We start from the raw sequence: 25,903 nt of genomic DNA on the forward strand, positions 1-25,903 counted from the left end.
CCCGCACCCCGCATCCGTGGGGAAGCGCGAGAGAGACAGGTTCCCATGAGCTTCTTTGGACGAACCCCGGCGCCGAGCCCCGAGTTCACCCTCTCACCCACCGTGGAATCCATTGCGATTCTCGGCGCGGGTAGCTGGGGCACGGCCTTCGCCAAGATCGCGGCGGACGCCGCTCGCGAGCGCGGCGACGACACCCGCGTGACCCTCATCGGTCGCGACGAGCAGGCCATGGCCGAGTGCGAACGCACCCGCGAGAACTCCCGCTACTTCCCGGGCATTAAGCTCCCCGACAACCTGCACTTCACCGCGGACGCGCCCTCGGCGCTGACCGGGGCGGACCTGGTGGTCCTGGCTCTGCCGGCACAGGTTTTGCGCTCGCAGTTGCAGAACTACGCCCGCTTCATCGAACCGGATGCGTTGCTGGTCTCCCTGGCCAAGGGCCTGGAAACCGGCACAGGTCTGCGCATGTCGCAGGTCATTACCGAGGAGCTGGAGGAGGCCCTCGCGATGCGCGGCGCGGATGTGCGCGCGATCGGCCACATTCCGCACCGCGTGTGCGTGCTCTCGGGACCGAACCTGGCCACTGAGATTATGGGGGAGGAGCCCACGGCATCCGTGGTTGCGGCCCGCACCCTGCCCGTGGCCGAGGCCGTGGCCCGGGCCATTGCCTGCGGCTACTTCCGCCCCTACACCAACACGGACGTGGTCGGCACCGAAATTGGCGGTCTGGTGAAGAACGTGATTGCCCTTTGCGTGGGTATTTGCGAGGGTCGCAACTACGGCGATAATTCGAAGGCCTCCATCATGACGCGCGGCCTGGCGGAGATTACCCGCCTGGCGGTGGCGCTGGGTGGCGAGGCCTCGACCATGAGCGGGCTGGCCGGCATGGGCGACCTGATCGCCACCTGCTCCTCACCACTGTCCCGTAACCACACGGCCGGCCGCCTGCTGGCCGAGGGTGTTGCCCCCGACCGCCTGCACGAGCACATGAGTCAGACGGCCGAGTCGATTAAGTCGGCTCCCGTGGTGGCCGAGCTGGCTCGCCGCCACGGCGTGGAAATGCCTATCGTGGAGGCCGTGGTGGCGGTGCTTTCGGGCCGCATCAGCATCGAGGACCTCGCCCCGAAGCTGCTGGGCCGCCGCCTCAAGCATGAGGGGCACTAGGGTTAAAGCTTTCTGATGTGCTGGCACCCCTTGATTCGGGTTGTGTGCCAGGACATACTAGAAGAAGATTGAATGTAAACATCCAAGGACGGATACCGTTGCGGAAAACCGGTGCGTGAGGAACGCATCAGTGACCGCGACGGTATTCGTGCGTTAGGATTATTGATGCATTGCCGTTCCACCTTCCGGACCTAATGGTAGGGGAACATTGACTAGGAGAAATACATGACCGAGAAGAAGACCGTCGCCCTGCTGTGCGGTGGCCGCTCCTCCGAGCACCCCATTTCGCTCATTACCGCCGCCGGCGTTCTGGGCGCTATTGACCGCACCGCCTACGACGTCATCACTATCGGCATTACCCGTGACGGCCGCTGGTACCTGACCGATGAGCAGCAGCTTGCCGAGCTGACTGCCGGCACTCGCGGTACCGCAGAGTTCCCCGCGGGCACCCAGCAGGTGTTCCTGCCGATGGGCGCCGGCGATTCCCGCCTGACCCTGGTGGATGCTGAGGGCAACGTTACCCGCACCGCACCGGTGGACGTTGTGTTCCCGCTGCTGCACGGCCCCTTCGGTGAGGACGGCACCGTGCAGGGTCTGCTGGAGATGGCCGACCTGCACTACGTGGGTTGCGGTGTGACCGCCTCGGCCGTGGGCATGGATAAGCACTTCATGAAGGTTGCTTTCGAGTCCGCCGGCCTGGAGGTCGGCCCCTACGAGGTTGTCACCAACCGCCAGTGGGAACACGAGGACCGCGAGCAGATTCTGGAGCGCGTGCTGAAGCTGGGCTTCCCCCTGTTCGTGAAGCCGACCCGCGCAGGTTCTTCCTTCGGCATCACCAAGGTGGATTCGGTGGAGGAGCTCGTGCCCGCCATCGAGGAGGCTCGCCGCCACGACCCGAAGATCATCATTGAGGCGGGTATTGTGGGCCGCGAGATTGAATGTGCCGTGCTCGACGGCCACCACGGCGAGATGCCCCGCGCATCCTACCCCGGCGAGATCGAGGTTGTGGACCAGGACCACGGCTTCTACGATTTCGAGGCGAAGTACGTCTCTGAGTCTTCCGCTGTGACCGTGTGCCCGGCAAACCTGCCGCAGGATGTGCAGGAGCGCCTGCGCGAGCTGGCTGTGAAGGCGTTCCTGGCGCTGGACGGCGAGGGTCTGTCTCGTGCGGACTTCTTCTACACCGAGGACGGCCGCCTGGTCATCAACGAGGTGAACACCATGCCCGGCTTCACCCCGATTTCGATGTACAAGACCATGTGGGAGAACACCGGCATTTCCTACACCGACCTGATTAGCGAACTGCTGACCCTGGCGATGGAACGCCCCCTGGGCCTGCGCTAGTTTCTGCATCAGCCGGGGCGCCGTATTCTGTCTTACGTACGGTGCCCCGGCTTGTGTGCGCTCTCTCGGAGCCATCGCGCCCCACCGGCCGAGCCGCAGGGGGGATTCTCAAGAATATATGAGAGACATTCTAATTTCTCTGGTGTGAAAAATCACTTGACGGTTATACTTTTAGGATGCCTTTGCGATTTATCGAGTAAAAGTGCATACCGATTAGGGGTAATGCAAATTTTCTCACAAGTGAATGTAGCGCCCGCAAAGGGTAATAAACCCGAATAGGCGGTCGTAAAAATTCATGACAAGCCCGAAGACATACCCAAAAGCGATAAGATAGACGGGAAAGAATCCGCTAATTCGGTAGAATAACTGATGGTATTCCGTCGCTCGCTGATGGGATACCTATTCACTCACGAAATATCAGAAAGTCAAGGACAACCTTTTGGGAAAACGAAACCGTAAGGTGGTCTCTGCGAGTCTGGCGACAGCACTGGTTGCTTCCGGAAGCCCCTTTGTAGCCTCGTTTGCGCAGGATATACAGGATGCCGCCCAGGTACCGGTGCACCCCGAAAACGCTGCAGACCAAACCCTAGACCCCGCCGTTGACGAACATTCGCAGACGGCAGTTCCTACCCTAGCTACGGTGAGTGCATGGCCTGCCACCGAAGCTACTTCCTCCGCGACGGCCGATGCTGAGGCATCCCCTCGCGTTACTTCTGATGCCCAGCCGACCCCGTCCGAGAGTGCTGAGCCGACCAAGGAGGCCGCTCCGGCACCTTCTGAGAGTGCGGACCCCACCCCTGAGCCTTCTAAGAGCGCCGAGCCGACTCCGGAACCTTCGAAGACTGCCGAGCCCACTCCGGAGCCTTCGAAGACTGCCGAGCCCACCCCGGAACCGTCGAAGAGTGCCGAGCCGACCCCGGAACCGTCGAAGACTGCTGAGCCCACCCCGGAGCCTTCGAAGAGTGCCGAGCCGACCCCGGAACCGTCGAAGACTGCCGAGCCCACCCCGGAACCGTCGAAGAGTGCCGAGCCGACCCCGGAACCGTCGAAGAGTGCCGAGCCGACCCCGGAACCGTCGAAGACTGCTGAGCCGACCCCGGAACCCTCCAAGGACGTGACTCCGGAGCCTACTCAGGATCCGACTCCTGAACCGACCCCGGAGCCCTCCAAGGATGTGACTCCGGAGCCTACTCAGGACCCGACCCCCGAACCGACTCCGGAACCCACTCAGGACCCGACTCCGGAACCGACCCAGGACCCCATCCCTGAACCGATTCCGGAACCCTCCAAGGACGTGACCCCCGAGCCTACTCAGGATCCCGTCCCCGAGCCGTCCAAGGAACCCACGAAGGACGCAGACCCGAACCCGGTTAAGGACCCCACTCAGGAACCTAAGCAACAGCCGGTTGTCCCCGTGCCCAATCCGGAGCCCACGAAGAACGTTTCCCAGGATCCGGTGGTTCCCGTTATCCCCGTGATTTCTGACGAACCCAGGGATAACACCCCGAACCAACCGGTGGCTCCTCCGGAGACAGAGCCCGTGGCGCCGGCGCCCTCGGTGGACCGTGAGGTTATTGCGCCGACCAGGCGTCAAGAGGACACCGTCATCTCCATCGAGGTGGTGCGCCCGAGCACTTCGTCGGCATCGAGCGAGTCCGCAAAGCCGACCCCGATTGGTGACACCGATGAGGATCCGTTGCCCTCCGGCTCCACCACGCTGGGACGCATCGCGGCGAACAATGGTTCGCAGGATTCCATCCCCGGTGCAGCCGATTGGGTGGCCGGTTACCTTTCGCGTAATAAGTCCGAGGATGACCGAACTGCAGAGGCCAGCCCCTCGAAGTCGCCCAGCTCGGCGGCAGCATCGAAGTCGCCCAGCTCCTCCGCGTCCGCTACCGCCAGCCGCTCCGCCAAGAGCGTGACCAAGGCCGACGGCGCGAACGCCTCGCAGGAGCAGGCCGTGAAGAATGCCGACGCGGACGACTCGGGCCTGTCCGGCATCGCGCCGCTGATCCTCTTCTCGCTCATCGGCATCGTGCTGATTGCCCTGGCAATCCGCTACTTCAGCCAGGGAAGCTAAGACTCCCGAACGGGTAGAGACCAGGCCGCCATTCTCCCTAGTGAGAAAAGCGGCCGCGAGCTAACGCGTAGCGCAGAATACGCGATAATTAAGGGTGTGAATCCTCAAACATCTAGTGAAACGCGGGACCATCCCACGCGCGAGACGCCTCTCGCGCAGCTGGGAGAGTCCCGCGTTCTGCGCGCCTTCATGCCCATTATCGAGGCGCATAACGAACGAGTGACCGATGCACTCCGCGCATCGGGGCGCACCGAAGCGCTCGAGGTGGGACCCGGAGACGACTGCGCCGTGCTGACCCCCTCGACCGAGCGGACCGTGGTCACCACCGATACCCTCGTGCAAAACCAAGACTTTATGGACCCCTGGCTCGGGGGCTTCGACGGAACCCGTAGTGGCGGGTACGAGGTCGGCCGCAAATCGGCCACGCAAAACCTGGCCGACGTCGCCGCCATGGGCGCGCGGCCCGTGAGCCTCTTCGCATCCCTGAGCCTGCCGGGTGAAACCCCCTACGGCTGGGTCGAGGACTTCGCCCGGGGACTCGTGGACGGCGTGCGCGCCTGCGGAGCTGAAGACTGCACAATTGCCGGGGGCGACATGGGGGCCTCCGGCGAGATTTCGGTAACCGTCACCGCCCTGGGCCGCACCGACCGGCCCGTGCTGCGCTCCGGCGCGCAGGCGGGTGACACGCTCGCGCTGGCCGGGCGTACCGGCTGGGCCGACGCCGGGTTGCGGCTGCTCCTCAACCCGCTATCCCGCCCCGCCATGGTGCTGCTGAAGGGCATCGCGAACGGCGGGCTGTCCCACGATCCGCTCCCCGAAATTCCCCTGTCCGAGGGGCTTTTGGACCTCATCGGAACCCTGAATAGCGCCGAAGCTGCCGAAATGCTCGAGGCCTGCGAACGTGCCATTGATGCGCAGATGCGCCCGGTCAGCCCGGTGCCCCTGGGCGAGGCGGCGCGCGATGCGGGCGCGAACGCCATGCTGGACGTTTCCGATGGGCTCGTCAAGGATTCGGGCCGGATCGCCCGCGCATCCGGCATGCAGATTCACCTGGACGAGGCCGCCGTGGATGCGCTTGCCGCGCCCCTGTTGCCCGTGGCCCGTCTGTTGCTGACCATCGTCGAACACAACGAGGGGGCCGAGAGTCCCGCCTCCCTGGCCAGGGCCTTCGTGCTCGGCGGGGGAGAGGATCACGGCTTGCTGGCGACCTTCCCCGCGGAGGTGCCCGAGGGCTTTACGACCCTGGGCTCGTGCCGCGTGGACCGCGCGGGCCGAGCCCACAGCGCGGATCCCCTGGCCGGTGGGCACTATGGTGCGGGGCATCGCGGGTCGCTCGCGGCCGGTGCCGTGCTCATGAACGGCGCGCCCCTGAGCGAGCTGGGCTGGGAACACTACGGGGCCTAGCGCGAGCCGGGACCCGCGGGTTCTTAGACTCTCGGGTTTCGCGGAAAATACCGTACATTTAATCGAAAATTCTATTAGAATAGAAATACGAAGCAGGGGTGTGGGTGCTAAAGTGACGCCCACCCGCCGACCTGCGAATTACCGCAATTAGCCGTGGCGCGGGCCAGCCCTGGCGCGCGCGTGGGCTCGCGGAACCGCCAGAAACCGGAACCGCAGGAGGGGAGCATGAGGACAGAACGTGAAGACTCGCGGGGCACCCGGCCCGCCGGAACCCGCGGTGATGCCCGTCCCGGGGGCCTTTCTGAGGGGTCGAATAGCGCTTCTGCGCCGACCGGCCCCGAGCGCAATGATTCACTGCGCGAGGCCCGCGAGGTGTACCGCCGCGCCTGCATGCGAGCCTATCGATTCGGTATCGCCTGGTCCGCGAGCGCCCGGGCCGTGGTGGACCACTACCGCGAACCCCTCAACGAGCTCAACGGCTTTCCCGTGCCCGACCACGACACCGGGTCGAACCTGGCCCACACTCTGCGCACGCTCACCGAGGAATTCGACCGGGGCATGGAGGAACTCCTCTTCGAAGACCCCGCTGACCGCGAGGACGTGCCCGGGCTGGCCCACCTGTGGGTGCGCCTGGGCGGAATCTACGAGCGCGCCATCGTGAGCGCCTCGCGGATGGCCCGCGGCAACTCCGGAACGCTGCTCTGCGCTTGGGGTTTGGAAGCCGTGCGCAGCTACTGGGGTCTGCCCGGCAACCTTGCCCAGGAGCTGGGTCCGGAGGCTGAGAAACTGCCCCTGCTGAGCGCCCTCGCCCGAGATGAGGAGCGGGTGCGCGCGGCTCACGCGGCCGCTTCGGGAAGCGGAGACCTCGAGGCGCCCCGCGGTTTTGACTACGCGGTGGCCGAGGCCCGCGCCATGGCCTGCGCCGCCGAGCGCGTGCGCGCGAGCGTGGGGGAGCAGATGGTGCCCTCAACGATGCTTTCCGTCATGGTGGAGCTGGCCAGCCTGGGGCTGTACTACCCCGAGGGGGAGAACGCCCCCGAGAAACTTGCGCACGGCGCTGATGAACCCGAAGCTGGCGAGCCCGGAGCTAGCAGGGCGGATGGTGCCAAGGCGGAGGATGCCGAGGGCGCAGAAACCCCTCTGAACCGCGCCCGCCGCGCCGCCATGCTGAGGGCCCTGGAACGCACCGCCGAGCATCCGCCCGCACCGCACCTGGCCGGAAGTGTGGACGCCGGCGCCCTTGGCTTTTACCTGGCCGTCGTGCACGCCAACCCGAGGTGGGAGGGCGCAACCCTGAGCGAGGAGGAGGTCCGGAGTATGCTGACCCCCGCCTCCGCGGCACCCGCGCAGAGTGCCGGCGCCCCGGGCGCGAAGACTCCCGCAGAGGAGGGGGAGAGTGGCTGGGAGCTCATGGGTACCCTGCGCTGCGAACCCCTCGCGATGGCTCAGCTGCGTCTCGAGCTGGAGGGCATGGGCGATAGCCTGCTCATCACCCCGCTGGATATGGCCGCAGGCCTCTGGGCCGTGCACGTGCACGTTCCCGAGGTGGAGCCGGCCCGCCGACTCGTGACCTCCTACGGGGAATGGTCGGACGAGCGCATCTCCTCGCTCGCGGACGGGCACCACGTGGAGAGCTGCAGATGAGCCCGCGCCGCACCCCAAAGCACAGCCCCGAACAGGAGGCCCTGGACCTGGGCATTTTCGGGGCTGAGCCTGTCGCGCCCGTCGAACCCACCGATCCTGTTGTACCCGCCGAGACGGCTGAACCCGCTGCGCTCGCCGAACCTCACAAGAGGGAACGCGGGGTGCCCCTCCTCAGCGACGAACAGCTGCGCACCACGGCCGAGCTGACCGTCCGCGACCTTGCCGCCTTTGCCCGCGGCGAGGCGAGCCGCGAGGAGCTGAGCGAACGGGCCGCGCGTCGAACCAGCGCACCCTACCGTAAGGCGCTCAGGGCGCTCAAACATTCGCTGGGCCCCGCCGCGCACGCCATGACCGACGATGCGCTCTACGAGCTCGTGGATATCGCGCTGGCCGCCCGGCAGACGGCTCAGCCGGAGACGACTCAACCGGAGGAGCCCACGCCGAAGAAGCCGGCACGGAAGGCACCCGCCCGAAAGAAACCGGCGCAGAAAGAACTAGCTCAGAAAGCCTCCGCGAAGAAGGCCCCGGCTGAACGGAAGGCCCCGGCTGAACGGAAAGCTGCGGTTGAACGGAAGGCCCCGGCTGAACGGAAAGCTGCGGTTGAACGGAAGGCCCCGGCTGAGAAATCGACCTCCGCATCAGTTGCCGCGGAGGCCAAAAGTCGTGCCCTGGCGCGCTACGCCGCCGAGGACAGCCTCGAGAATACGCCCCTCAAAAAGTACCTGCCCGCCCCCAGCGCCAAGGCCATCGCCACGCACCTGGGAATCACCACGGTCGGCCAGATGCTCGAATACTTCCCGCGCAAGTACCTGCCGCGCGGCGAGCTCAGCTCCTTTGCCGAACTCGTTGAGGGGCAGGACGTCACCATCATTGCGCGCGTGGTGCACGTGAGCACCCGAACCATGGCGGCCCGCCGCGGCAAAATCACCGAGGTGACCATCACCGACCGGCTCGCCGACTCCTCCGCGCACGAGGAGAGCGGCTTCGGCGGCATCGGGACCGTGTCCGTGCCCCCCGGCCGCGCCAACGCCTCCGCCCCGGGCACCTCCTCCCGGGGGGCATCCGGGCTGGGTCTGCGCTGGCAGGCAACCGGCCAGCACAACCCGCGCATCGACTCCCTCGCCGCGCCCGCATCCTACACGGGCTACGCCGACTCCTACGGGCAGGACGACTTTACCCAGAACCGTCCCGAGCAGGGCGGCCTCTTTGGCGTGCCCGCACCCGCGTCGCTCATCGGCGCGCAGATGAAGCTTTCCTTCTTCAACGCCTGGACCGCCGCCCGCGAAATTCGCGAGGGCGAAACCATGATGTTCTCCGGTAAAGTCGGCATCTACCGCGGCGAGTACACGCTCACCAACCCGCACTACGCCCTGCTCTCGAAGGACGCCTCCGGCTCCGAGATGAACGAGGCCGCCACCGCCCCCGTGCCCGTCTACCGGGCCCCCGCCAAGCTGCCCACCGACCGCATCGCCGGGTACATGGAGCAGCTGCTGGAGAAGGTTCCGCTCAAGGAGCTCGAGGACCCGGTGCCCTACGCGATTCGTCGCGCCCGCAAGGTGCCCTCCCTCGCCTGGACCTACCGCGCCCTGCACACTCCCGACACCGAGGACACGTGGCGTGCCGCCCAGGCGCAGATGCGTTACCGCGAGGCCTTCGTGCTGCAGAGCGCCCTGGCGCGCCTGCACTCTGCCCGAGCAGCGCACCGCACGCAGGCCCGGCCGCCCATCAAGGACGGCCTGGCCGATCGCCTGCTCGAGGTGCTGCCCTACGAGCTGACCGAGGGGCAGCGGAAGGTGGGGGAGGAAATCTCCGCCGACCTCGCGAGCGAATCGCCCATGAACCGCCTGCTGCAGGGTGATGTGGGCTCCGGCAAAACCGTGGTGGCACTGCGCGCCATGCTGCAGGTGGCCGATGCGGGCGGCCAGTCCGCGATGCTCGCCCCGACCGAGGTGCTCGCCGAGCAGCACCTGCGTTCGGTGCTGGATATCCTGGGGGACATGGCCGCGCCCGAGGACTCTGACGGCTCTGCCGGAGGAATCCCCGAAGGGACTGTGCGCGTGCGCCTGCTGACCGCCTCCATGGGCACCCGCGCCAAGCGCCAGGTGCTGAAGGAGCTCGCCGACGGCACCGCGCAGATTGTGATTGGTACGCACGCCCTGCTCTCCGACGACGTGCGCTTCAATGACCTGGGCCTGGTCGTGGTGGACGAGCAGCACCGCTTCGGCGTGGAGCAGCGCGACGGCCTGCGCGGCCCCGACGGCGCCCTGCCGCACCGGCTGGTCATGACCGCGACGCCCATTCCGCGCACCGTCGCCATGACGGTGTTCGGCGACCTGGACGTGTCCGTGCTGGACACCCTGCCCGCCGGCCGCCAGAAGATTTCGACCCACGTGGTGCCCCTCGCGGAGAAGCCCGCCTGGGCCTCCCGCCTGTGGCGGCGCGCCCGAGAAGAAATCGACGCGGGCCACCAGGTGTATGTTGTCGTACCCAAAATCGGTGATGACGGCGACGGCCTGGAGGAGGGGGCCGCGTTCTTCGGTGCCTCCGTCCCGACCGTTGCGGGAACCCCGGGCCTGGGCGGTCGGGCCAGCAGTGACGGCAAGGTGCAGCTGACCTCCGTGGCCTCCATGCACGCCTACCTGAGCGCCGAGGATTCCCTCGTCGGCGTACGCATCGGCACCCTGCACGGCCGCATGGACCCAGCGGAGAAGACCGCCGTCATGACCGCCTTCGAGCGCGGCGAAATTGACCTGCTCATCAGCACCACCGTCATCGAGGTGGGCGTGAACGTTCCGAACGCCACGCTCATGATCATCATGGACGCGGACCGCTTCGGCATCTCGGGCCTGCACCAGCTGCGCGGCCGCGTGGGCCGCGGCGGCTACGCGGGCACCTGCCTGCTGGTCACCCGCCAGGAGGAGGGCGGTGTCTCCCGCGAGCGTCTGGATGCGGTCGCCTCCACCACGGACGGCTTTGAGCTCTCACGCATCGACCTGGCCCAGCGCCGCGAGGGTGATATTCTGGGTGCTGCGCAGTCCGGCTCGAAGAGCACCCTGCGCTTTCTGCGGGCGCTCGCCGATGCCGACATTATCGAGAGGGCCCGAGAGGACGCCCGCTCGGTGGTTGAGAAGGACCCGACGCTGGCTAAGCACCCGTCGCTGGCCCGCACGATTGACCGTGCCCTGGACGCTGACCGCGAGGCCTTCCTCGGCAGGGGATAGGTGCTCGGGGAATGGGGAGCACACTCTGCCCACTGTTCGCTAAAACCGTGCCCGCCCAAACCGTAACTGCACCACACCGCCGTTACCTAGTTAGTCAACTACTTCAGAGGAGAGACCCTATGAGCCGCATTATTGCCGGTGCCGCCGGAGGCGTGCGCCTGGCCTCGGTGCCGGGGGACAACACACGCCCCACCACGGACCGGGTGAAAGAATCCCTCTTCTCCAAGCTGGAGAGCTACGACCTGCTGCGCGACGCCCGCGTGCTGGATGCCTTTGGTGGCTCCGGCGCGCTGGGATGCGAGGCGCTTTCCCGTGGGGCGGCCTCCGTGACCCTGCTGGACACCTACCCGAAGGCGGTTGCGGTGATTCGTCGCAACGTCGAGGCGGTGCAGAAGGCGATGGGCGGCAAAGCTTCCGGTTCTGTGGCTCGCGTGCAGCAGTCTCAGGCGCTGAGCTACGTGCAGACCGCATCGGGACCGTGGGACCTGGTGTTCGTTGACCCGCCCTACGCCATGCCGAACGAGCAGGTGCGCGAGCTCATGCGGGCGCTGACCCCCAAGCTCGCCCCGGGTGCCGTCGTGGTGGTGGAACGCTCCTCGCGCGATGCGGAACCCGGGTGGGGCGGCGAGCTGCACTGCTTCTCGACCCGCCAGCACGGCGAGACGGTGCTCTACTACGTTGAGCCCGAAGAGCCGGCCGACGGAGACGATCCCGCCGCCGACTCTGCCGACGAAACTGCCCCTCACCACTTCGACACCGCGGAGGTTACCGCATGATTGCCCTGTGCCCCGGATCCTTCGACCCCGTGCACCACGGTCACCTGGAAATCATTGCCCGGGCCGCCGAGCTCTTCGATGAAGTCATCGTGGGCGTGGCCCATAACAGCGCCAAGAAGTACCGCTTCTCCCTCGAGAAGCGCGTGCGGCTCGTGGAGGAATCCCTGCTCGAGCTCGGCATCGAGGGCGTGAGCGTGGAGCCGATTCCGCCGGGCGTGCTGCTGGCCGAGTACGCGGCCGAACGCGGCGCGAAGGTGCTGGTGAAGGGCCTGCGCTCGGCCACGGACTACAGCTACGAGGCTCCCATGGCGAGCATGAATCGTCACCTGGCGCGCGTGGAGACCGTGTTCCTGGCGGGTGAGGACCGCTACGGGGCGGTGTCCTCGACCATTATTCGCGAGGTGGCTTCGCTGGGCGGTGACGTGACCCCCTTCGTGCCGGAGGCGGTGGCCCGCGCCCTGAAGAGCGCCTAGTAGAGAGCCCCGCAAAACCGGCGGGCGCACCCGCCCGACACGCCCGCCGACATGCCCATCGGTACGGCTCCCGCACCGCCGACCGGGCGCTTAACCGCCTCTGCAGCCTCCCGGCCGGCCGGTTAAGCGCCGCGCGGCGCCTCCTTAAGGGGATATTTAAGAGGTGAGCGCCACTTAATCGGATTTAAAAGAGCCTTAATCTTGATTAACCGCGCGAACCACCCCTAAAATGGGACTTTGGTTTATACATTTCGTAAGGAGAAACGCCATTTCACGTACAGACGCATCGCCGCTGGTGGTATCGGTCACTAACCTGATGCACCGTCCCGGCACCATGGAAACCCTCACCGAGGTCGTGCCCGCACCGGCAGACCTGGGTAACGCGCTCATCGGCGTGGAAGAGGGTTCGGATATTGACCTCGATATTCGTATGGAGTCTGTTGTTGATGGTATCCTAGTTACCGGCTCCGTTGTCGTGGATGTACACGGCGAGTGTAGCCTCTGCTTGGATCCGATTGATTACGAGATGTCGGCCAATATTCAAGAGCTTTTCGTCTTTGAGAAGGCCCCGGCTGGCGGCCCCGAAGACGAAGTAGATGAGCAGTACGCCGTTGAGGATGATTCGATCGACCTTGAACCGGCACTGCGGGACGCAGTAATCCTTCAACTGCCGTTCCAGCCTGTTTGTAGGGACACCTGCCAGGGTCTGTGCGCCGATTGCGGTGCGCGCCTGGAGGATGACCCCGGGCATCATCACGAGGTGTTGGATCCGCGCTGGTCGGCCCTGCAGGGCCTGCTCGGCGCAGATACCGAAAACTAAATTGTTGTTACTAGAGATTGTGAGATAGCTGTGGCTGTTCCCAAGCGCAAGATGTCCCGCGCTAACACCCGCGCACGCCGTTCCCAGTGGAAGGCATCCGTGCCCCAGCTGGTTAAGACCGTTGAGAACGGTCGCGTGACCTACAGCCTGCCCCACCAGGCAAAGGTTGTAACCGACGCTGCAGGCAACGCCCTGTTCCTGGAGTACAAGGGCCGTAAGGTTGCAGACGCCTAAGAAGCGGTGAATCCTTATGACTGAATTTCCTAGTGTTGATACTAGGGAGTTGCGTAAACGTCTCGGGGTCGATATCGACGCCGAGACGTTTTTGCTATCCCTAACCCACCGCTCCTACGCTTTCGAGAACCCCGGGGTGGAGCACAACGAACGCCTGGAGTTCCTGGGCGACTCCGTGCTCTCCCTGGCCATCGCCGAGGAGGTGTACCGCCGCTACCCCGAGCTACCCGAGGGTGAGCTCGTGAAGCTGCACCACGTGGTGGTGTCTACGGTGGCGTTGGCGAAGGTGGCACGCGACCTGGACCTGGGCCGGTACATTCGGCTCGGCAAGGGCGAGATTCACACCGGCGGCGCCGATAAGGACTCGATCCTGGCGGACACGATGGAGGCAATCTTCGGCCTGACCTACCTGCAGTGCGGTCGCGAGGCAGCCCGCGAGCTGGTTCTGCGGCTAATCGCGCCGCTGCTCGACGACGAGAAGGTGCTGAACTCTGGACGCGACTGGAAGACCGACCTGCTGAACCTCGCCACCGCCCGCGGCTGGGGGGATGTCAGCTATGAAGTCACCGGTGAGGGTCCCGACCACGCGCGCGTGTACACCGCGGTCGCAATCGTGGCGAACCAGAAGACGGGCACCGGCGTGGGCCCGAGCAAGAAGGAAGCGGAACGCCTGGCCGCCGAGCAGGCCTACCGGGTTCTGGTGTAGGGTGCTCGTCTAAGTACCCTGTCTAGGCTTCTCGTTGAGTTATCTCAGCTGAGCCTGCCCCTGTTGAGCCTGTGCTGATTGGAGGGAATCATGCCCGAACTACCCGAGGTAGAAACCGTTTGCGCGGGCATCGCCGACCATTCGCTGGGCCGCCCCGTGCAGGCGGTGCGAGTGGTCGATGCACGTTCGCTACGTAGACACCTGCCCGGTCCCGCCCACTTCGAGGCGGCGCTCACCGGCAGGACGTTGCGCGGTGCCTACCGTCGCGGCAAGTACCTGTGGCTGACCCTGAGCGAGCCGGACGGTGCGCTCGCCGATGAGGCGCTCGTGGTGCATCTGGGCATGAGCGGTCAGCTGCTCGTGCGCGATGAGCCGGGCGATGATTCCGGTAGCGACTCGGGTAATGATTCGGAGGCTCGCGCGGCCTTTGACGAGCAGCCGCGGCACCTGCGCGTGGCGCTCGAACTGGGGCCCGCGGAAGCCAGGCCCGAAGAAACCTCCGAGGGGGAGGGACGCACCGGGCAGCGCTTGCTCTTCGTGGATCAGCGCATCTTCGGCGGCATGTTCCTCAGCCCGCTCGTGCCGGACGTACCCGCAGCGGTTGCGGGTGAAGTAGCCTCTGATGAAAGCGTCGTGCCCGAGCATTTTCTGGTAGCTGAGCACTTTCTCGTGCCGCAGGCGGTCAAGCACATTGCCCGCGACCCGCTGGATGAGTTCTTCGACCCCGCGGCGGTGCGCCGCAAGTTTTTGCGTACCTCCAGCGGCATTAAGAAGGTGCTGCTGGACCAGTCGGTAATCTCCGGGGTGGGCAATATCTACGCCGACGAGGCGCTGTGGCGTGCGCGGTTGCACTACGCGAAGCCCGCACGCACCCTGAGCGCCGCGCAGACCCGCGAACTGCTGGAGGCGGTCACCCAGGTGCTGCGCGAGTCCCTGGCGGCCGGCGGCACAAGCTTCGACGCCCTGTACGTGAACGTGCTGGGCGAGTCGGGGTACTTCGAGCGCTCGCTGAACGCCTACGGGCGGGCGGGGGAGCCCTGCCACCGTTGCGCGGAGGCGGGCCGCACCTCCCTGATCGTGCGCGAGCCGTTCCAGAACCGCTCATCCTACCGCTGCCCGCACTGCCAGCGGGCGCCGCGTTCTCGCTAACCCTGCACGTCCGATAGTCCTTTCTAAGACGGACGACATGGAAATGACGAGTACATATACACCAAAATATTAATTGGTGTACGCTAAATATAAACGGACGGCTGGCAGAGCATACCGCCCAGATTATCTAATATTTTTGAACTTCAGCGCCGGAAGGATGTGAAAACCATGCGCTCTGTTTTTGATGTCTCACTCGACATTCTAAAGGTCTCCGGACAGGAGAGCCTGCCGACGCTCACCCTGCAGAAGCTGGTCTTCTACACCTACGGGTGGTACGCTCACCTGACCGGTTCACGGCTTTTCGAGCAGTCTTTCTACGCAATGCCCAAGGGGCCCGTGGTAGGTGAGTTGCTGACCGCTCACGCTCGTCGGCTCGATGTTGACCGTGATGTTTTAGAGATGGGTCGGGAACTTTTGGAGGACGAGCCTCAGCCTGAAGATCCCTACTACATCCAGATTATTGAGGCCGTCTGGGGGTACTACGGTAAATTTTCGCGTTGGCAACTGGTCGATATGACCCATGAGGAGCAGGTTTGGCGGGACGCTTGGGATTCCCGACGTGAGGGCTCCCGACGTGCTCCTCTGGAAGCAACGGATATTATTGATTACTTTGCCTTGAAGCGCGATATTCCTGAAGCCCTGCGTGCCCAGCTACCTGATCCCCTCGTTGAACGTCTTACCGAGGGTGAATGGGCACATCTGGAAGCCGTTCCTGTCGTCGCTCACGCCCCCTTCCTTGAGCGTCTCATGGCGCGAGTTAACTAACGACGAGCGTCATGAACTACTCCGTTAGAAAGCTTGACGAGGAACACTACCTGGAATTTTTTGAGACTACCACGAGCTCGGGAGAAGGCACCGAATTAGGCGACTGGTTGCAAACCAAAGCTCGGGAGTACCAGAAACTCCACCGGAGCGTCGTATGGATCATGGGGGACGCAGATGATCCGGAGGACGTGATTGGATACTTTACGCTAAGTGGTTACCAGATTACAGGTGGGTCCCTCAGGAAGCGTCTGCGCTCTGGCATTGAGCCGAGCCAGACCCATCCCGCACACCTTTTAGGAAAATTCGCCCTACGTACTGAGGGTCAAGGTAAAGGCATGGGGGAATTGCTCATGCTGGAGGTCTTCCGTAAATATCGTGATGTGGTTGCTATCTCTGGAAGCCGCTTCCTTTGCTTACACGTGCGGAACGAGGAACTCGAAAAGTACTACGAAGGGCGCTACGGATTCAGCACGGTAAGTGATGGATGCGGGTACCCAAAACTCATGGTGATAAGCACCGAGGCGGTGTTGGATCTACTTCGCAGGGTTGAAGAAAGTGGTAAAGAAAGCTACCCGAGTTAATCAATGTTAGCCGCGGCTGTACCTATCGCCTGCGCCTAGCGGCTGTACCTGTCTCCGTAGAAAGCCCCCAGGCGCTCGTAGCCCTCCTCAATCGACACGGCGGGCTCCCACTGCAGCAGCTCGCGGGTGCGGCGCTGATCAAACCAGTGTGCCGTCGAGAGCTGCTCGGCAAGGAACTCCGTCATGGGCGGCTCATCGCCGGCCGTCACGTTCTTCGGCAGACGCTCCCACACGCGCTCGATTACGCGCCCGGCCAGGGCCGCAACCTTCGCGGGCACCGAGAAGCGCGGGGCGGGAACGCCGACCGCCTCACAGAAACCGCCGAGTAGCTCAGAGATAGTGCGCGGCTGGCCGTTCGTGACCACCAGCGCCCGGCCCGCAAAGGCGTCGAGGCGCTGATAGCCGCGCACCAGCGCATCCGCGGCGTTATCAATGTAGAGCGTGTCAATTAGGCCCGTACCGCCCGAAAGCAGCGGCAGGCGGCCCGCGGCGGAACGCTCCAGAATACGCTCCACCAGCTGGGTATCGCCCGGACCCCACATCAGGTGCGGGCGCAACGCGCCGGTGTGCATGACCCCGCCCGAGGGCAGGGGCGTGCCGTTCGCCTCCAGAACCAGCAGCTCGGCGACCGCCTTGGAACGGGCGTAGTTGCCGCGCGCGTGCTCCGGGGACGCCACGCCGGCGCCGTCACCCACGATGGAAGATCCCGCGTGCGCCACCGAGGGCGAAGAAATGTACAGGAAGGTGCGCACCGAGTGGTTCACGGCAGCCTGCAGCATGACGCGGGTTCCGCCAATATTAATGCGCTCGTAGTCGGCCCATTCGCCGCTGACCGAAACCTTCGCGGCCGCGTGCACCACGCCGTCCACGCCGGTCATGGCCTCGTCGACGACCTTTTCGTTCGTGATGTCGCCGCGCACCTGCTCAAAGCGGGGGCGAATCGAATCGGGTAGCAGGGCCGCGATGCCCGAGTCGCCGCGCTGCAGAACGCGCACATCGTAACCGACGCGCAGCAGCTCCAGCACGCTCTCACGACCCAGCAGGCCCGACGCGCCTGTGAAGAGGATGCGCTCGCCAATACGCGGCGCGAAGTCCGACTCCTCGACGGCGCGCAGGGAACGCGGCGCGGGGTCGCTGTAGCGGGCGGCCAGGGGGCGCGCCTGCTTACGGAAACGAGCCGTGGGGGAGGCCGCCGTGTGCGCGGTCGACAGGCGGGACGCAGTCTCGCGAGAAGAGGACCCGCGCGAAGAATGAGGGGACATCATGCTCCTTAGAAAGTTAAGACCCGGCGGATTTACGCCCCGGCGAGGACCTTTGCCGCCCACTCGCCCAGGGCGGGGCGGTCAATCTTCGAATTGTGGCGAATATCGGTCGGATGCTCGTGCACCACCAGCACGGCGGCCACCTCCACGCCGGTATCCTCGGCGACCTTTCGGCGCACCAGCTGGGAGAGCTCGAAGGGGGCCACGCCCTCCGCGATGGGGAAGCGGCCCACGCCGGGCACGCGGTCGAGCAGGGCGCGCTTGAATGCGGAGGCCGACTGACGCGCCTCCAGTACGGCGGTGTTCGCGGAAGCCTCGATGACCAGCACGGGGGCGGCGGTTCCGGCGGGGCCCACCGCAACCAGGGCGGCGCGGCGCACCTCCGGCAGCGACTCGGCGGACTGCTCGGCGGCCACCGGGGTCAGCACACCCTGGGAGGTCAGCAGCACGTGGGCGAGGCGGCCCTCAACCCACAGGCGGCCCGAAGCGTCCAGGTGACCGACATCACCGGTGTGATGCCAACCCGGGGTGCTAATGGACTGCTCCTCGGTGACCCACAGAGTGTCGTAGCGGTCCTTCACGTGCGGTGCCGAGACCAGAATCTCGCCGGTCACGCCGGGCTCGTGGGTCATTTGCGAATCGACCGAACCGTCCTGCAGCAGCGGTGCAATAGCCACCGCCGCGCCGTACACCGCGAAGCCCACGCACACGCCGTCGCGGGCGAACGGGTCGAGCACCTCACCGGCGGCGTTCGGGGTGCCCTCGGCAATCGCCTGGCGAATCATCTCGAAGGACACATCGGTCACCGGCAGACCCTCGGTCATGCCGTAGGGGGTGTGCAGGGAGGCATTCGGCACCAGGGCGGAGAGCGCCTCCAGCAGGGGCACGGGAATCGGCGCGCCAGCACTCAACACGGTCTGAACCTTAGCCAACGCCGCACGCTGCTCAGCGTTCAGCTCATCGGCGGTCGCCACCACATTCACCAGGGCGGCGGGGGAGGCGAACACGACCGAAGCATCGATGGCCGCCGCAGCCGAGGCCAGGGCAGAGGCCGTCAGGGTCTTCGGGCGGGTCACATCCATGGTCGGGGTCACGCTGGTCGCGCCCAGGGCCGGGCCCAGCAGGGCAAAGGGCGCAAAACCGGCCACCAGGCCGCTACCGGGCGCGAAGCCGTAGGTGTTTGCGATGGCGTCGCGCATACCCGCCAGCTGCCGCTGCGTGTACACCACGCCCTTGGCCGGGCCGGTCGAACCGGAGGTGTACAGCACCGCCGCGTCAGCATCCGGAACGGGGGAGGGGAACTCCACCACGGTCGGGGTGGGGATGGGCTCGCCGAGTCGTCCCTCGGCGGAGGCAGCGAACACGGAACCGGCAACGCCCAGCAGCTTCTCCTGCGCGGCACCCAGCGGCTCCACCGAGATGCGCTTGCCCGGCCAGAGCAGGGTGCGGGCGGCGGTCAACGCGGCGGGAATACCGATCAGGAAGCTCGGGTTGGCGCCCTTCAGCGCGCGGGTCAGGCCCGCCAGGCCCAGGCCGGTGTCGGCCACGACGATGACCGCGCCGAGCTTCAGGCAGGCGTAAATCAGGGTGGTCAGGCGTGCACCGGGCGGCACCATGAGGTTCACGCGGTCGCCCGGGCGCACGCCCAGGGCGTGAAGGCGGGCCGCGGCGGCGTTGACCTGGCGGTTCAGCCCGGCCCAGGTGAGGGTCACGCTCACGGTGGTGCCATCGCCCTTGGGGTCCATGTCCACCACGGCCACGGAGGTGTCGTCGGCGCGCTCGGTGAGGGCCGCGAGCATGGGGCGGAACGCCTCGGGAACAGCGCCCTCAGCAGCGGTACCCTCGCCGGCGGCTCCCGCCGAGGTTTCGGCGTCCAGGCCGTGGCGGCGCGCGCGAGCGGCGCGGTGCTCGGCCTCAGCGTTGCGTGCCGGAACCAGGGAACCGTCCTCGCCGCGGGTTCCAAAGGTCTGCGCGAGCCAGGACATGATCGGCGCGGCGATATCGTAATCCTCGGCCACCAGGTGTGAAGCCTTCTCATAGCGGTGCACCTTCGCCTGCGGCATGCGTTCCATCAGGTCGAAGAGGTAGCGGCGCTGGAACACCGGATCCTTCGTGCCCCACTGGAAGAACGCGGGCACGTCCAGGTCACGAATCTGCTCGGCAATGCGCTGCATGGGCGCGTACGAGGGCACGTCGGTGCCGGTCGGAATATCGCCCACGAAGTTGCGCACGCCCTCGCGCCAGGCCGGGTGGGCGTAGGGGGCGCGGTAGGTGCGGTAAATCGCCTCGTTCAGCGGGCTCGGGTACAGGCGCTTGGGCTGCTTACCCATCGGCTGCGGCAGGGGACCGCCCGCGGGGCCAGCGCCGGGGGTTCCGGGCTCGGGCAGGCGGCCCTCGTTCTGAGCCAGGCCCAGGGTCACATCAATAAACGCGGTGGAATCACGGGTGCCCAGCTCGTGCACGCCCAACGCCAGGCGCAGGGCGGCGGGAATGTTCTCAATGCCGTCGTGGTACACCGCGGTGTTGGTCAGCAGCACGCCCGAGAGAAGGTCGCGGTGCTCCAGGGCCCAGCCAAAGGAAACGAGGCCGCCCCAGTCGTGGGCGAGGGTCACGACCGGCTGATCGGTCTGATCCAGGCCGAGGGCCTTCGTAAAGTCGCCCAGGTCGGCGATGCGGTCCTCCAGGCTGCGGCGCTCGCCCTCCAGGTCCAGGTGGGTGCGCTCCGAGAAGCCCATATCAATCTGGTCGACCGCCACCACGCGCCACGGGGTGCGCTCGTTCACGCCCGCATCCAGCACGGTGCGCCACAGGTACGACCAGGTCGGGTTGCCGTGCACGCACAGAATCGTGCCGATCGGCTCCAGTCCGCGTTCGGCGAGCACCGGTAGGTTGTCCAGGTAGTGCCAGCGGCGCGCGTCCGCCTGCTTTGCCCGCCGCTCAATGGGGGCGGTGGTGGGCACCTCCAGCCGGTGGGAGTAGCGCGGGTCCACGCCCGCCCACTCCTCCGGGTTGTAGGGAGGCTGGGTCTTGGGGAAGTTCAGGTGACGCATACTGGGGGTCCTTCCGGCCGAGGGCTTCGGCGGTTAGCGGAATCGGTGAGGGGATGCCGGGTTGGGGGCGGCGAACGGGCTGAAGGGCCCGCGGGGGTGAGTCGCTACCACTGAATCTCGAGCAGGGCGGTGTTCAGGCCCGAACCCACGCCCATGCACAGAATACGGTCGCCCTCCGTGTAGGTCGGCGCGCACTCGGCCAGGGTCATCGGCAGCGCCGCGGCGGCCACGTTGCCCCACTTCGGGAAGGTCAGGGGGATACGGTCGCGCTCGATGCCGACCGCCTCGATAATGGCGTTCGTGTGGGCGTTCGAAATCTGGTGGGTCACGTAGGAGGTCATGTCGTTCCACTCCCAGCCGTCCTCGTGCGCCTGCTCCCAGGCCTGCGCCACGAGCTCCAGGCCGTGCCTGAGCAGGCCCTCGGCGTCGGTGTTCATACCCTGATCGGCCTCGCCGCCGATGCACAGGTTGCGGTGCTCGGTGCCCGCGCGGGACACCGAACCGATGATGCGGTGGCCCTCCGGGTGGCGGTCAGCGCGACCAATCACGGCCGCCGCCGCACCCGAACCGAGGGTCAGGGTCGCGAACTGGGCCAGCACATCCTCGCGGGTCGAATCGGGGTTGTTCAGGATGCGCACCGCGGTACGGTGCCACGGGGAGGGGTCCTCGCCGGCCACAATCAGGGCGTAGTCGATAGCGCCCGCATCAATCATGGTGGAGGCGACGGTCATCGCGTTCACGAAGCCCAGGCATGCGTTCGTAATATCGAAGTTCAGGGCGTGACGCGGCAGGTCCAGGCGGTCGTGCACACCCACCGAAACGGCGGGCTCGAAGTTATCGCGAGTCACCGAGGCGTTAATCAGCAGGCCAATCTGGGAGCGGTCAATACCCGCCTGTTCGATAGCCTTCTCGGCTGCGGCGACCACGCCGTCCTCGAAGGTCTGGCCCTCGGCCCAGCCGCGGCGGGTGCTAATGCCGGCAAGGCGCTCGAGCAGGCCCTTGGGCATCTTCAGACGCTTGTAGGTACCGGCCAGCTGCTCGTCAAAATAGTCGCTCGTGACAATCTCGGGCGGTAGCTCGTGGGCGATAGAGAGCAGCGCGGCGTTGGAATGACGAATGTCGGAGTTTGTGCCGACCTTATCGGCGGGTGCATTCAACAATGGTGTGGCCCTTGAAAATAGAAGTCAGTGGGATACATAGAAAAACGCGGGGATGCGAACAGCGGCCCCGCAGAATTCGTGATGCTCATTCCAATCTACCGCACCGACCGGGCGAACCCGTATCCGTAGACCCAATATGAACGCGCCCGTTCACCCCGCGCGTAAGATGATGCACAATGAGGAACTTTGAACCCTTTTCACCCCGTGCACGTTCACGCCGCCCGCCCGCCGCACCGCGTACACTAGAGGGATGCCGCCCACACACCCGAAAGGCCCGACCTGCAGGTTCGAGCTGCAGGTTCGAGCCGATGGGCTTCGCCGCGGCGGCGCTCCGATTCCGGCACCTTCTTCTGCAGAAAGGCCCCTTGTGCACCTGATGTCGCTGACCCTGCGCGGGTTCAAGTCTTTCGCCTCGGCCACGACCTTCGAGTTCGCCCCCGGCATTAACGCCGTGGTGGGCCCGAACGGCTCCGGCAAATCCAACGTGCTGGATGCGCTCGCCTGGGTCATGGGCGAGCAGGGCGCCAAGAGCCTGCGCGGCGGCAGCATGAAGGACGTCATCTTTGCCGGCTCGGGCGACGGCGTGCAGCGCGCGCCCCTGGGCCGCGCCAAGGTGACGCTGACCTTCGATAATTCGGACGGCACCCTCAGTATTCCCGCTGATCGGGTGCAGATTTCGCGCACCATGTTCCGTTCGGGCGGCAGCGAGTACGAGATTAACGGTTCCCCGGTGCGCCTGAGCGATATCCAGGACCTGCTGTCGGAGGCCGGCCTGGGTCAGGACATGCACGTGCTCGTGGGCCAGGGCCAGCTGGATGCGGTCCTGCACGCAACATCGCAGCAACGCCGCGACATGATTGAGCAGGCGGCCGGAGTGGTGAAGTACCGCCGCCGCCAGGAGAAGACCAGCCGCAAACTGGAGTCGGTGGCCTCTAACCTGACGCGCCTGAGCGACCTGGCGAGCGAGCTGGACTCGCAGCTTCAGCCGCTGAGCGACCAGGCCGAGTCCGCCGCGACCGCGCGGCAGCTGCAGGGGCGCATCCGCCAGCTGGAGTCGGTGCTTTTGGCCCGTCAGCTGGGTGTTCTGCGCTCCGAACAGGAACAGGCCGCCACCGCCGAGGCGCAGGGCACCCGCCGCGCCGAGGGCCTGAGCGAACAACTGCAGGCGGCCCGCGAGGCGGCCGAGGCACACCGCGAGGGGCAGCTTCGGCTCACCGCAGAGGTGACGGCAGCCCAGGCCGCGGTGTCTTCCCTGCGCGAGTCTGCGGCGCGCACCCGCTCGGTGCAGTCCATCGCGGCCGAGCGCGTGCGCACCTACCGCGTGGAGCTGACGGAGGCGACCGCCGCCGCCCGCGCCGGATACGAGCGCGCCCTGGAGGCGCTGGAGGAGCGCCGCGAGGAGTCCGAGCGCGCCACCGAGCAGTACGCCGGCTTTGAGGAGCGCTACGCGGAGGCCCTCGCCCGGGTGGAGCGTGCCGCCGAGGCCGTGGAGGGTTGCGAACGGAGCACCGGGGAGGCAGCGCACCGCCGGGCCCGCGCGCAGGCCCAGCTGGATGCGGCCCGCGCCGAGGCAGTGGAGGCGACCCGCGCCTACGCGGCGGCCTCCGAGCGTGCCGCGACCCTGCGTGAGGCGCTGGGGCAGAGCCTGGGTGAGGACCCTGCCGGGGATGCCGCGTCGAATGTTGTCGCTCCGGGCGAGGACGAGTTCAATCCCGAAACCGGCGAGCTGCTGGAGCACGCCGAACCGGCCGATTCCGGGGCGCCCGCCGCGGGTGCCCTGCGCGTGCTCAACGCCGTGCAGATTGACCCCGAGTACGCTCGCGCGGCGGCCTGCGCCCTGAGCGCCCTGGCCACGGCCGCACTCACCGAGTCCTCCGCTGCCCCCGGCCGTTCCCACCTGCGCGGGGAGGCCCCCTCGCACGAGCGAGTCCCCGCCGCTTCGCTTCCTGAGCCTCACGCGGAACGCCTGGCTGAGCTGGGCGTGCGCGCGGCCCTCGAGGTTGTCGAGCCCCTGAGCGAGGAGGCCGCCGCGCTGAGCGGCATCGACGGGGAGACCCTGCGGGTTGTGGTCGCCGCCCTGCGTGAGCGCCTGGCCGGGACCCTCTTCGCCCCGAGCCCCGAGGCAGCCGAGGCCGCCCTGCGCCTGCTGACCGCCGAGTACCCCGAAACCCCCGAAGACTCCAACGACTCCGAAAACCTCGAAAGCTCCGAGAGTGACACCTCGACCCCCGAGGGAGAAACCGCCGGCCGGGACGTTTTCTGGCGCGTCTTTGACGCGCGCGGAGTCGAGTACACCCGCTACAGCCTGCTCTACCCGGCCGAGGGCGTGAGCGCCCTGGAGCTGGCCGCGGCCCACCGCGAGGCCGAGCGCGCAGTGGCCCTCACCCGCACCTCCCTGGACGATGCCGAGGCCGCCGTGGCCCGTGCCCGCGCCGCATCGGAATCCGCGGTCGAGGACGAACGCGTGGCCGCCAAGGCCGCCGGCGTGGCCGCCGCCGAGCACGCCCGCGCCCGCGCGGAGGCCGAGTCCCTGAAGGACTCCGCGCTGAACGTTCAGAACGAGCGCGCCCGCCACGTCGAGCGCCTGGCCGCCGCCGAACGTGCCGTGAGCGAGGCGGAGTCCGCCTACCGCGCCGCCCGTACCCGCGAGGACGAGTACCTGGCCGGCACGGGGGAGCAAGCCCCCGCCGCCACGGTGGAGCGCCGTGCCCGCCGACTGCTCGAGGTGCTCTCCACCGAGGTGACCGAGCGCGAGGGGCAGCTGCGCGAGCTGAGCGCCGAGCTGGAGAAGACCCGCGAGAGCGCCCTCGCCGCCGATGAGGAGGTGCGCGACCTGCAGTCGAGCCACGCCGCGGCCCTGACCCTGCTGGCCCGCACCCAGACCGAGGCGGCCCGCGTGCAGGAGCGCCTGCAGGCCCTGGCCGAGCGGGTGCGCCTGCAGACGGGCGTGAGCCTGGAACAGCTGGGGGAGGACTACTCCGAGCAGCTGCCCGTGGACATCTCCGAAAATATCGAAAGCTTCGCGGGGGCGCCCGAAAATACCGCAGAAAAGGAAGCGACCGAAAATACCGAAAGCGCCGCAAAGAATGTAGAAAATGCCGACGGTGCGGAAAACCCCGAGGACGAGCCCTCCGAACGCGAGATCCCCACCGCCGTTGTGCGCGCCCGCCTGGAGGCGACCCGCGCCGAGCTCACCGCCCTGGGCGCCATCAACCCGCTGGCCCTGGAGGAGTACGAGGCCCTCTCTGAGCGCCACGCCTACCTGAACCAGCAGATTGACGACCTGAAGGCGACTCGCCGCGACCTCAACACGGTCATGGACGAGGTGAGCTCCCACATCGCTGAGGTCTTCACCGCCGCGCTGGAGGATATTAACACGCACTACCGCCGCATCTTCGCGACGCTCTTCCCCGGTGGCGAGGGCCACCTGGAGCTCGACGACCCCGCCGACCCGCTGAACGCCGGCGTGGAGATTCACGCTCGCCCGGCCGGCAAGAAGGTCAAGCGACTCTCCCTGCTTTCGGGCGGCGAGCGCTCGCTGGCCTCGCTGGCCCTGCTGATTGCGATTTATATGTCGCGCCCCTCGCCCTTCTACGCCCTTGACGAGGTGGAGGCCGCCCTGGACGACCGCAACCTCTCGCGCCTGCTGCAGGTGCTGGGCGAGCTGGGGGAGCGCTCCCAGCTGATTGTGGTGACGCACCAGAAGCGCACGATGCAGATGGCGCAGACCCTGTACGGGGTGTCGATGCGCGAGGGTGTCTCCGCCGTGCTGTCTCAGGATATGGAAGAGCTGCGCGAATTGCTCTAGGTTTCCTTCGGAATGGACCCGCTTGGGGCCTTATCACGCCCCTCGGCGACATTCGGGCAGGCGCGCCCGGGGTACTATTGAAAACTATGGGTGAACACCCGCCGGCACGCTTTCTTTAAGCATTTCGGATTTTTTCCGCGCATTTCTTAAAACGGCGCGGGAAAACCCGTACACGCCAGCCGGGCTCGCCCCGTTCAGGCCCGATGCGCCGCCCCCGCCCCCGCGGACCCGCGAGATTCGCGCATCCGGCATCAACCATCCA

At 66.5% G+C, this 25,903-nt stretch carries 18 protein-coding genes; 15 read left to right on the plus strand and 3 right to left on the minus strand.

Annotated elements, in window-relative coordinates; genetic code table 11:
* Positions 1–45: 45 nt before the first annotated feature.
* From AC3E6W_RS03710 to AC3E6W_RS03775, 14 genes are all read left to right on the plus strand, one after another.
* Positions 46–1,164 (plus strand): NAD(P)H-dependent glycerol-3-phosphate dehydrogenase, encoded by a 1,119-nt coding sequence (locus AC3E6W_RS03710; RefSeq protein WP_070682253.1) that lies wholly within the window; start codon positions 46–48, stop codon positions 1,162–1,164.
* A gap of 225 nt (positions 1,165–1,389) precedes the next feature.
* Positions 1,390–2,508 (plus strand): D-alanine--D-alanine ligase family protein, encoded by a 1,119-nt coding sequence (locus AC3E6W_RS03715; protein ID WP_490652346.1) that lies wholly within the window; start codon positions 1,390–1,392, stop codon positions 2,506–2,508.
* A 439-nt stretch (positions 2,509–2,947) separates the two neighbouring features.
* Positions 2,948–4,588 carry a hypothetical protein gene (locus AC3E6W_RS03720; protein ID WP_490652347.1) on the plus strand — a complete coding sequence of 547 codons (1,641 nt, stop codon included), beginning with the start codon at positions 2,948–2,950 and terminating at the stop codon, positions 4,586–4,588.
* Between the two features lie 264 nt (positions 4,589–4,852).
* Positions 4,853–5,992: a thiamine-phosphate kinase gene (locus AC3E6W_RS03725; protein WP_490652348.1), complete on the plus strand. Its 1,140-nt coding sequence runs from the start codon at positions 4,853–4,855 to the stop codon at positions 5,990–5,992.
* Between the two features lie 225 nt (positions 5,993–6,217).
* Positions 6,218–7,636: a DAK2 domain-containing protein gene (locus AC3E6W_RS03730; RefSeq protein WP_490652349.1), complete on the plus strand. Its 1,419-nt coding sequence runs from the start codon at positions 6,218–6,220 to the stop codon at positions 7,634–7,636.
* The gene (locus tag AC3E6W_RS03735; protein WP_490652350.1) at positions 7,633–10,857 is read left to right on the plus strand and encodes an ATP-dependent DNA helicase RecG; all 3,225 of its coding nucleotides are present in this window, start codon (positions 7,633–7,635) and stop codon (positions 10,855–10,857) included. The genes AC3E6W_RS03730 and AC3E6W_RS03735 overlap by 4 nt, the downstream gene beginning before the upstream one ends.
* Before the next feature lie 119 nt (positions 10,858–10,976).
* Positions 10,977–11,633: a 16S rRNA (guanine(966)-N(2))-methyltransferase RsmD gene (gene rsmD / locus AC3E6W_RS03740; protein WP_490652351.1), complete on the plus strand. Its 657-nt coding sequence runs from the start codon at positions 10,977–10,979 to the stop codon at positions 11,631–11,633.
* Complete coding sequence (gene coaD / locus AC3E6W_RS03745; protein WP_490647905.1) at positions 11,630–12,106, plus strand: pantetheine-phosphate adenylyltransferase; 477 nt, start codon at positions 11,630–11,632, stop codon at positions 12,104–12,106. Before rsmD ends, coaD begins: the two co-directional genes overlap by 4 nt.
* A 229-nt stretch (positions 12,107–12,335) precedes the next feature.
* Positions 12,336–12,926 carry a YceD family protein gene (locus AC3E6W_RS03750; protein WP_490652352.1) on the plus strand — a complete coding sequence of 197 codons (591 nt, stop codon included), beginning with the start codon at positions 12,336–12,338 and terminating at the stop codon, positions 12,924–12,926.
* 30 nt (positions 12,927–12,956) lie between these two features.
* On the plus strand, positions 12,957–13,160 hold the full coding sequence (gene rpmF, locus AC3E6W_RS03755) for a 50S ribosomal protein L32 (RefSeq protein ID WP_005505656.1): 204 nt from the start codon (positions 12,957–12,959) through the stop codon (positions 13,158–13,160).
* A 16-nt stretch (positions 13,161–13,176) separates the two neighbouring features.
* Positions 13,177–13,866, plus strand: coding sequence for a ribonuclease III (rnc, locus tag AC3E6W_RS03760; RefSeq protein ID WP_070483950.1), 690 nt, complete (start codon positions 13,177–13,179; stop codon positions 13,864–13,866).
* A 90-nt stretch (positions 13,867–13,956) separates the two neighbouring features.
* Positions 13,957–15,015 carry a bifunctional DNA-formamidopyrimidine glycosylase/DNA-(apurinic or apyrimidinic site) lyase gene (gene mutM, locus AC3E6W_RS03765; protein WP_490652353.1) on the plus strand — a complete coding sequence of 353 codons (1,059 nt, stop codon included), beginning with the start codon at positions 13,957–13,959 and terminating at the stop codon, positions 15,013–15,015.
* Between the two features lie 168 nt (positions 15,016–15,183).
* Positions 15,184–15,780, plus strand: a complete 597-nt coding sequence (locus AC3E6W_RS03770) for a Panacea domain-containing protein (protein ID WP_313967553.1) — start codon at positions 15,184–15,186, stop codon at positions 15,778–15,780.
* Positions 15,781–15,791: 11 nt separating this feature from the next.
* Positions 15,792–16,361: a hypothetical protein gene (locus tag AC3E6W_RS03775; RefSeq protein ID WP_490652354.1), complete on the plus strand. Its 570-nt coding sequence runs from the start codon at positions 15,792–15,794 to the stop codon at positions 16,359–16,361.
* Between the two features lie 35 nt (positions 16,362–16,396).
* Here the strand turns inward: AC3E6W_RS03775 and AC3E6W_RS03780 are convergent, their stop codons facing one another.
* From AC3E6W_RS03780 to AC3E6W_RS03790, 3 genes are all read right to left on the minus strand, one after another.
* Positions 16,397–17,623 (minus strand): NAD-dependent epimerase/dehydratase family protein, encoded by a 1,227-nt coding sequence (locus AC3E6W_RS03780; protein ID WP_490652402.1) that lies wholly within the window; start codon positions 17,621–17,623, stop codon positions 16,397–16,399.
* A gap of 32 nt (positions 17,624–17,655) precedes the next feature.
* The gene (locus tag AC3E6W_RS03785) at positions 17,656–20,673 is read right to left on the minus strand and encodes an alpha/beta fold hydrolase (RefSeq protein ID WP_490652355.1); all 3,018 of its coding nucleotides are present in this window, start codon (positions 20,671–20,673) and stop codon (positions 17,656–17,658) included.
* 104 nt (positions 20,674–20,777) lie between these two features.
* On the minus strand, positions 20,778–21,833 hold the full coding sequence (locus AC3E6W_RS03790) for a 3-oxoacyl-ACP synthase III (protein WP_490652356.1): 1,056 nt from the start codon (positions 21,831–21,833) through the stop codon (positions 20,778–20,780).
* A 376-nt stretch (positions 21,834–22,209) separates the two neighbouring features.
* On the opposite strand from AC3E6W_RS03790, the gene AC3E6W_RS03795 reads away from it, so the two are divergent.
* Complete coding sequence (locus AC3E6W_RS03795) at positions 22,210–25,641, plus strand: chromosome segregation SMC family protein (protein ID WP_490652403.1); 3,432 nt, start codon at positions 22,210–22,212, stop codon at positions 25,639–25,641.
* Positions 25,642–25,903 lie beyond the last annotated feature (262 nt).

Source organism: Rothia sp. SCPM-O-B-18226 (M350), from assembly GCF_058213595.1.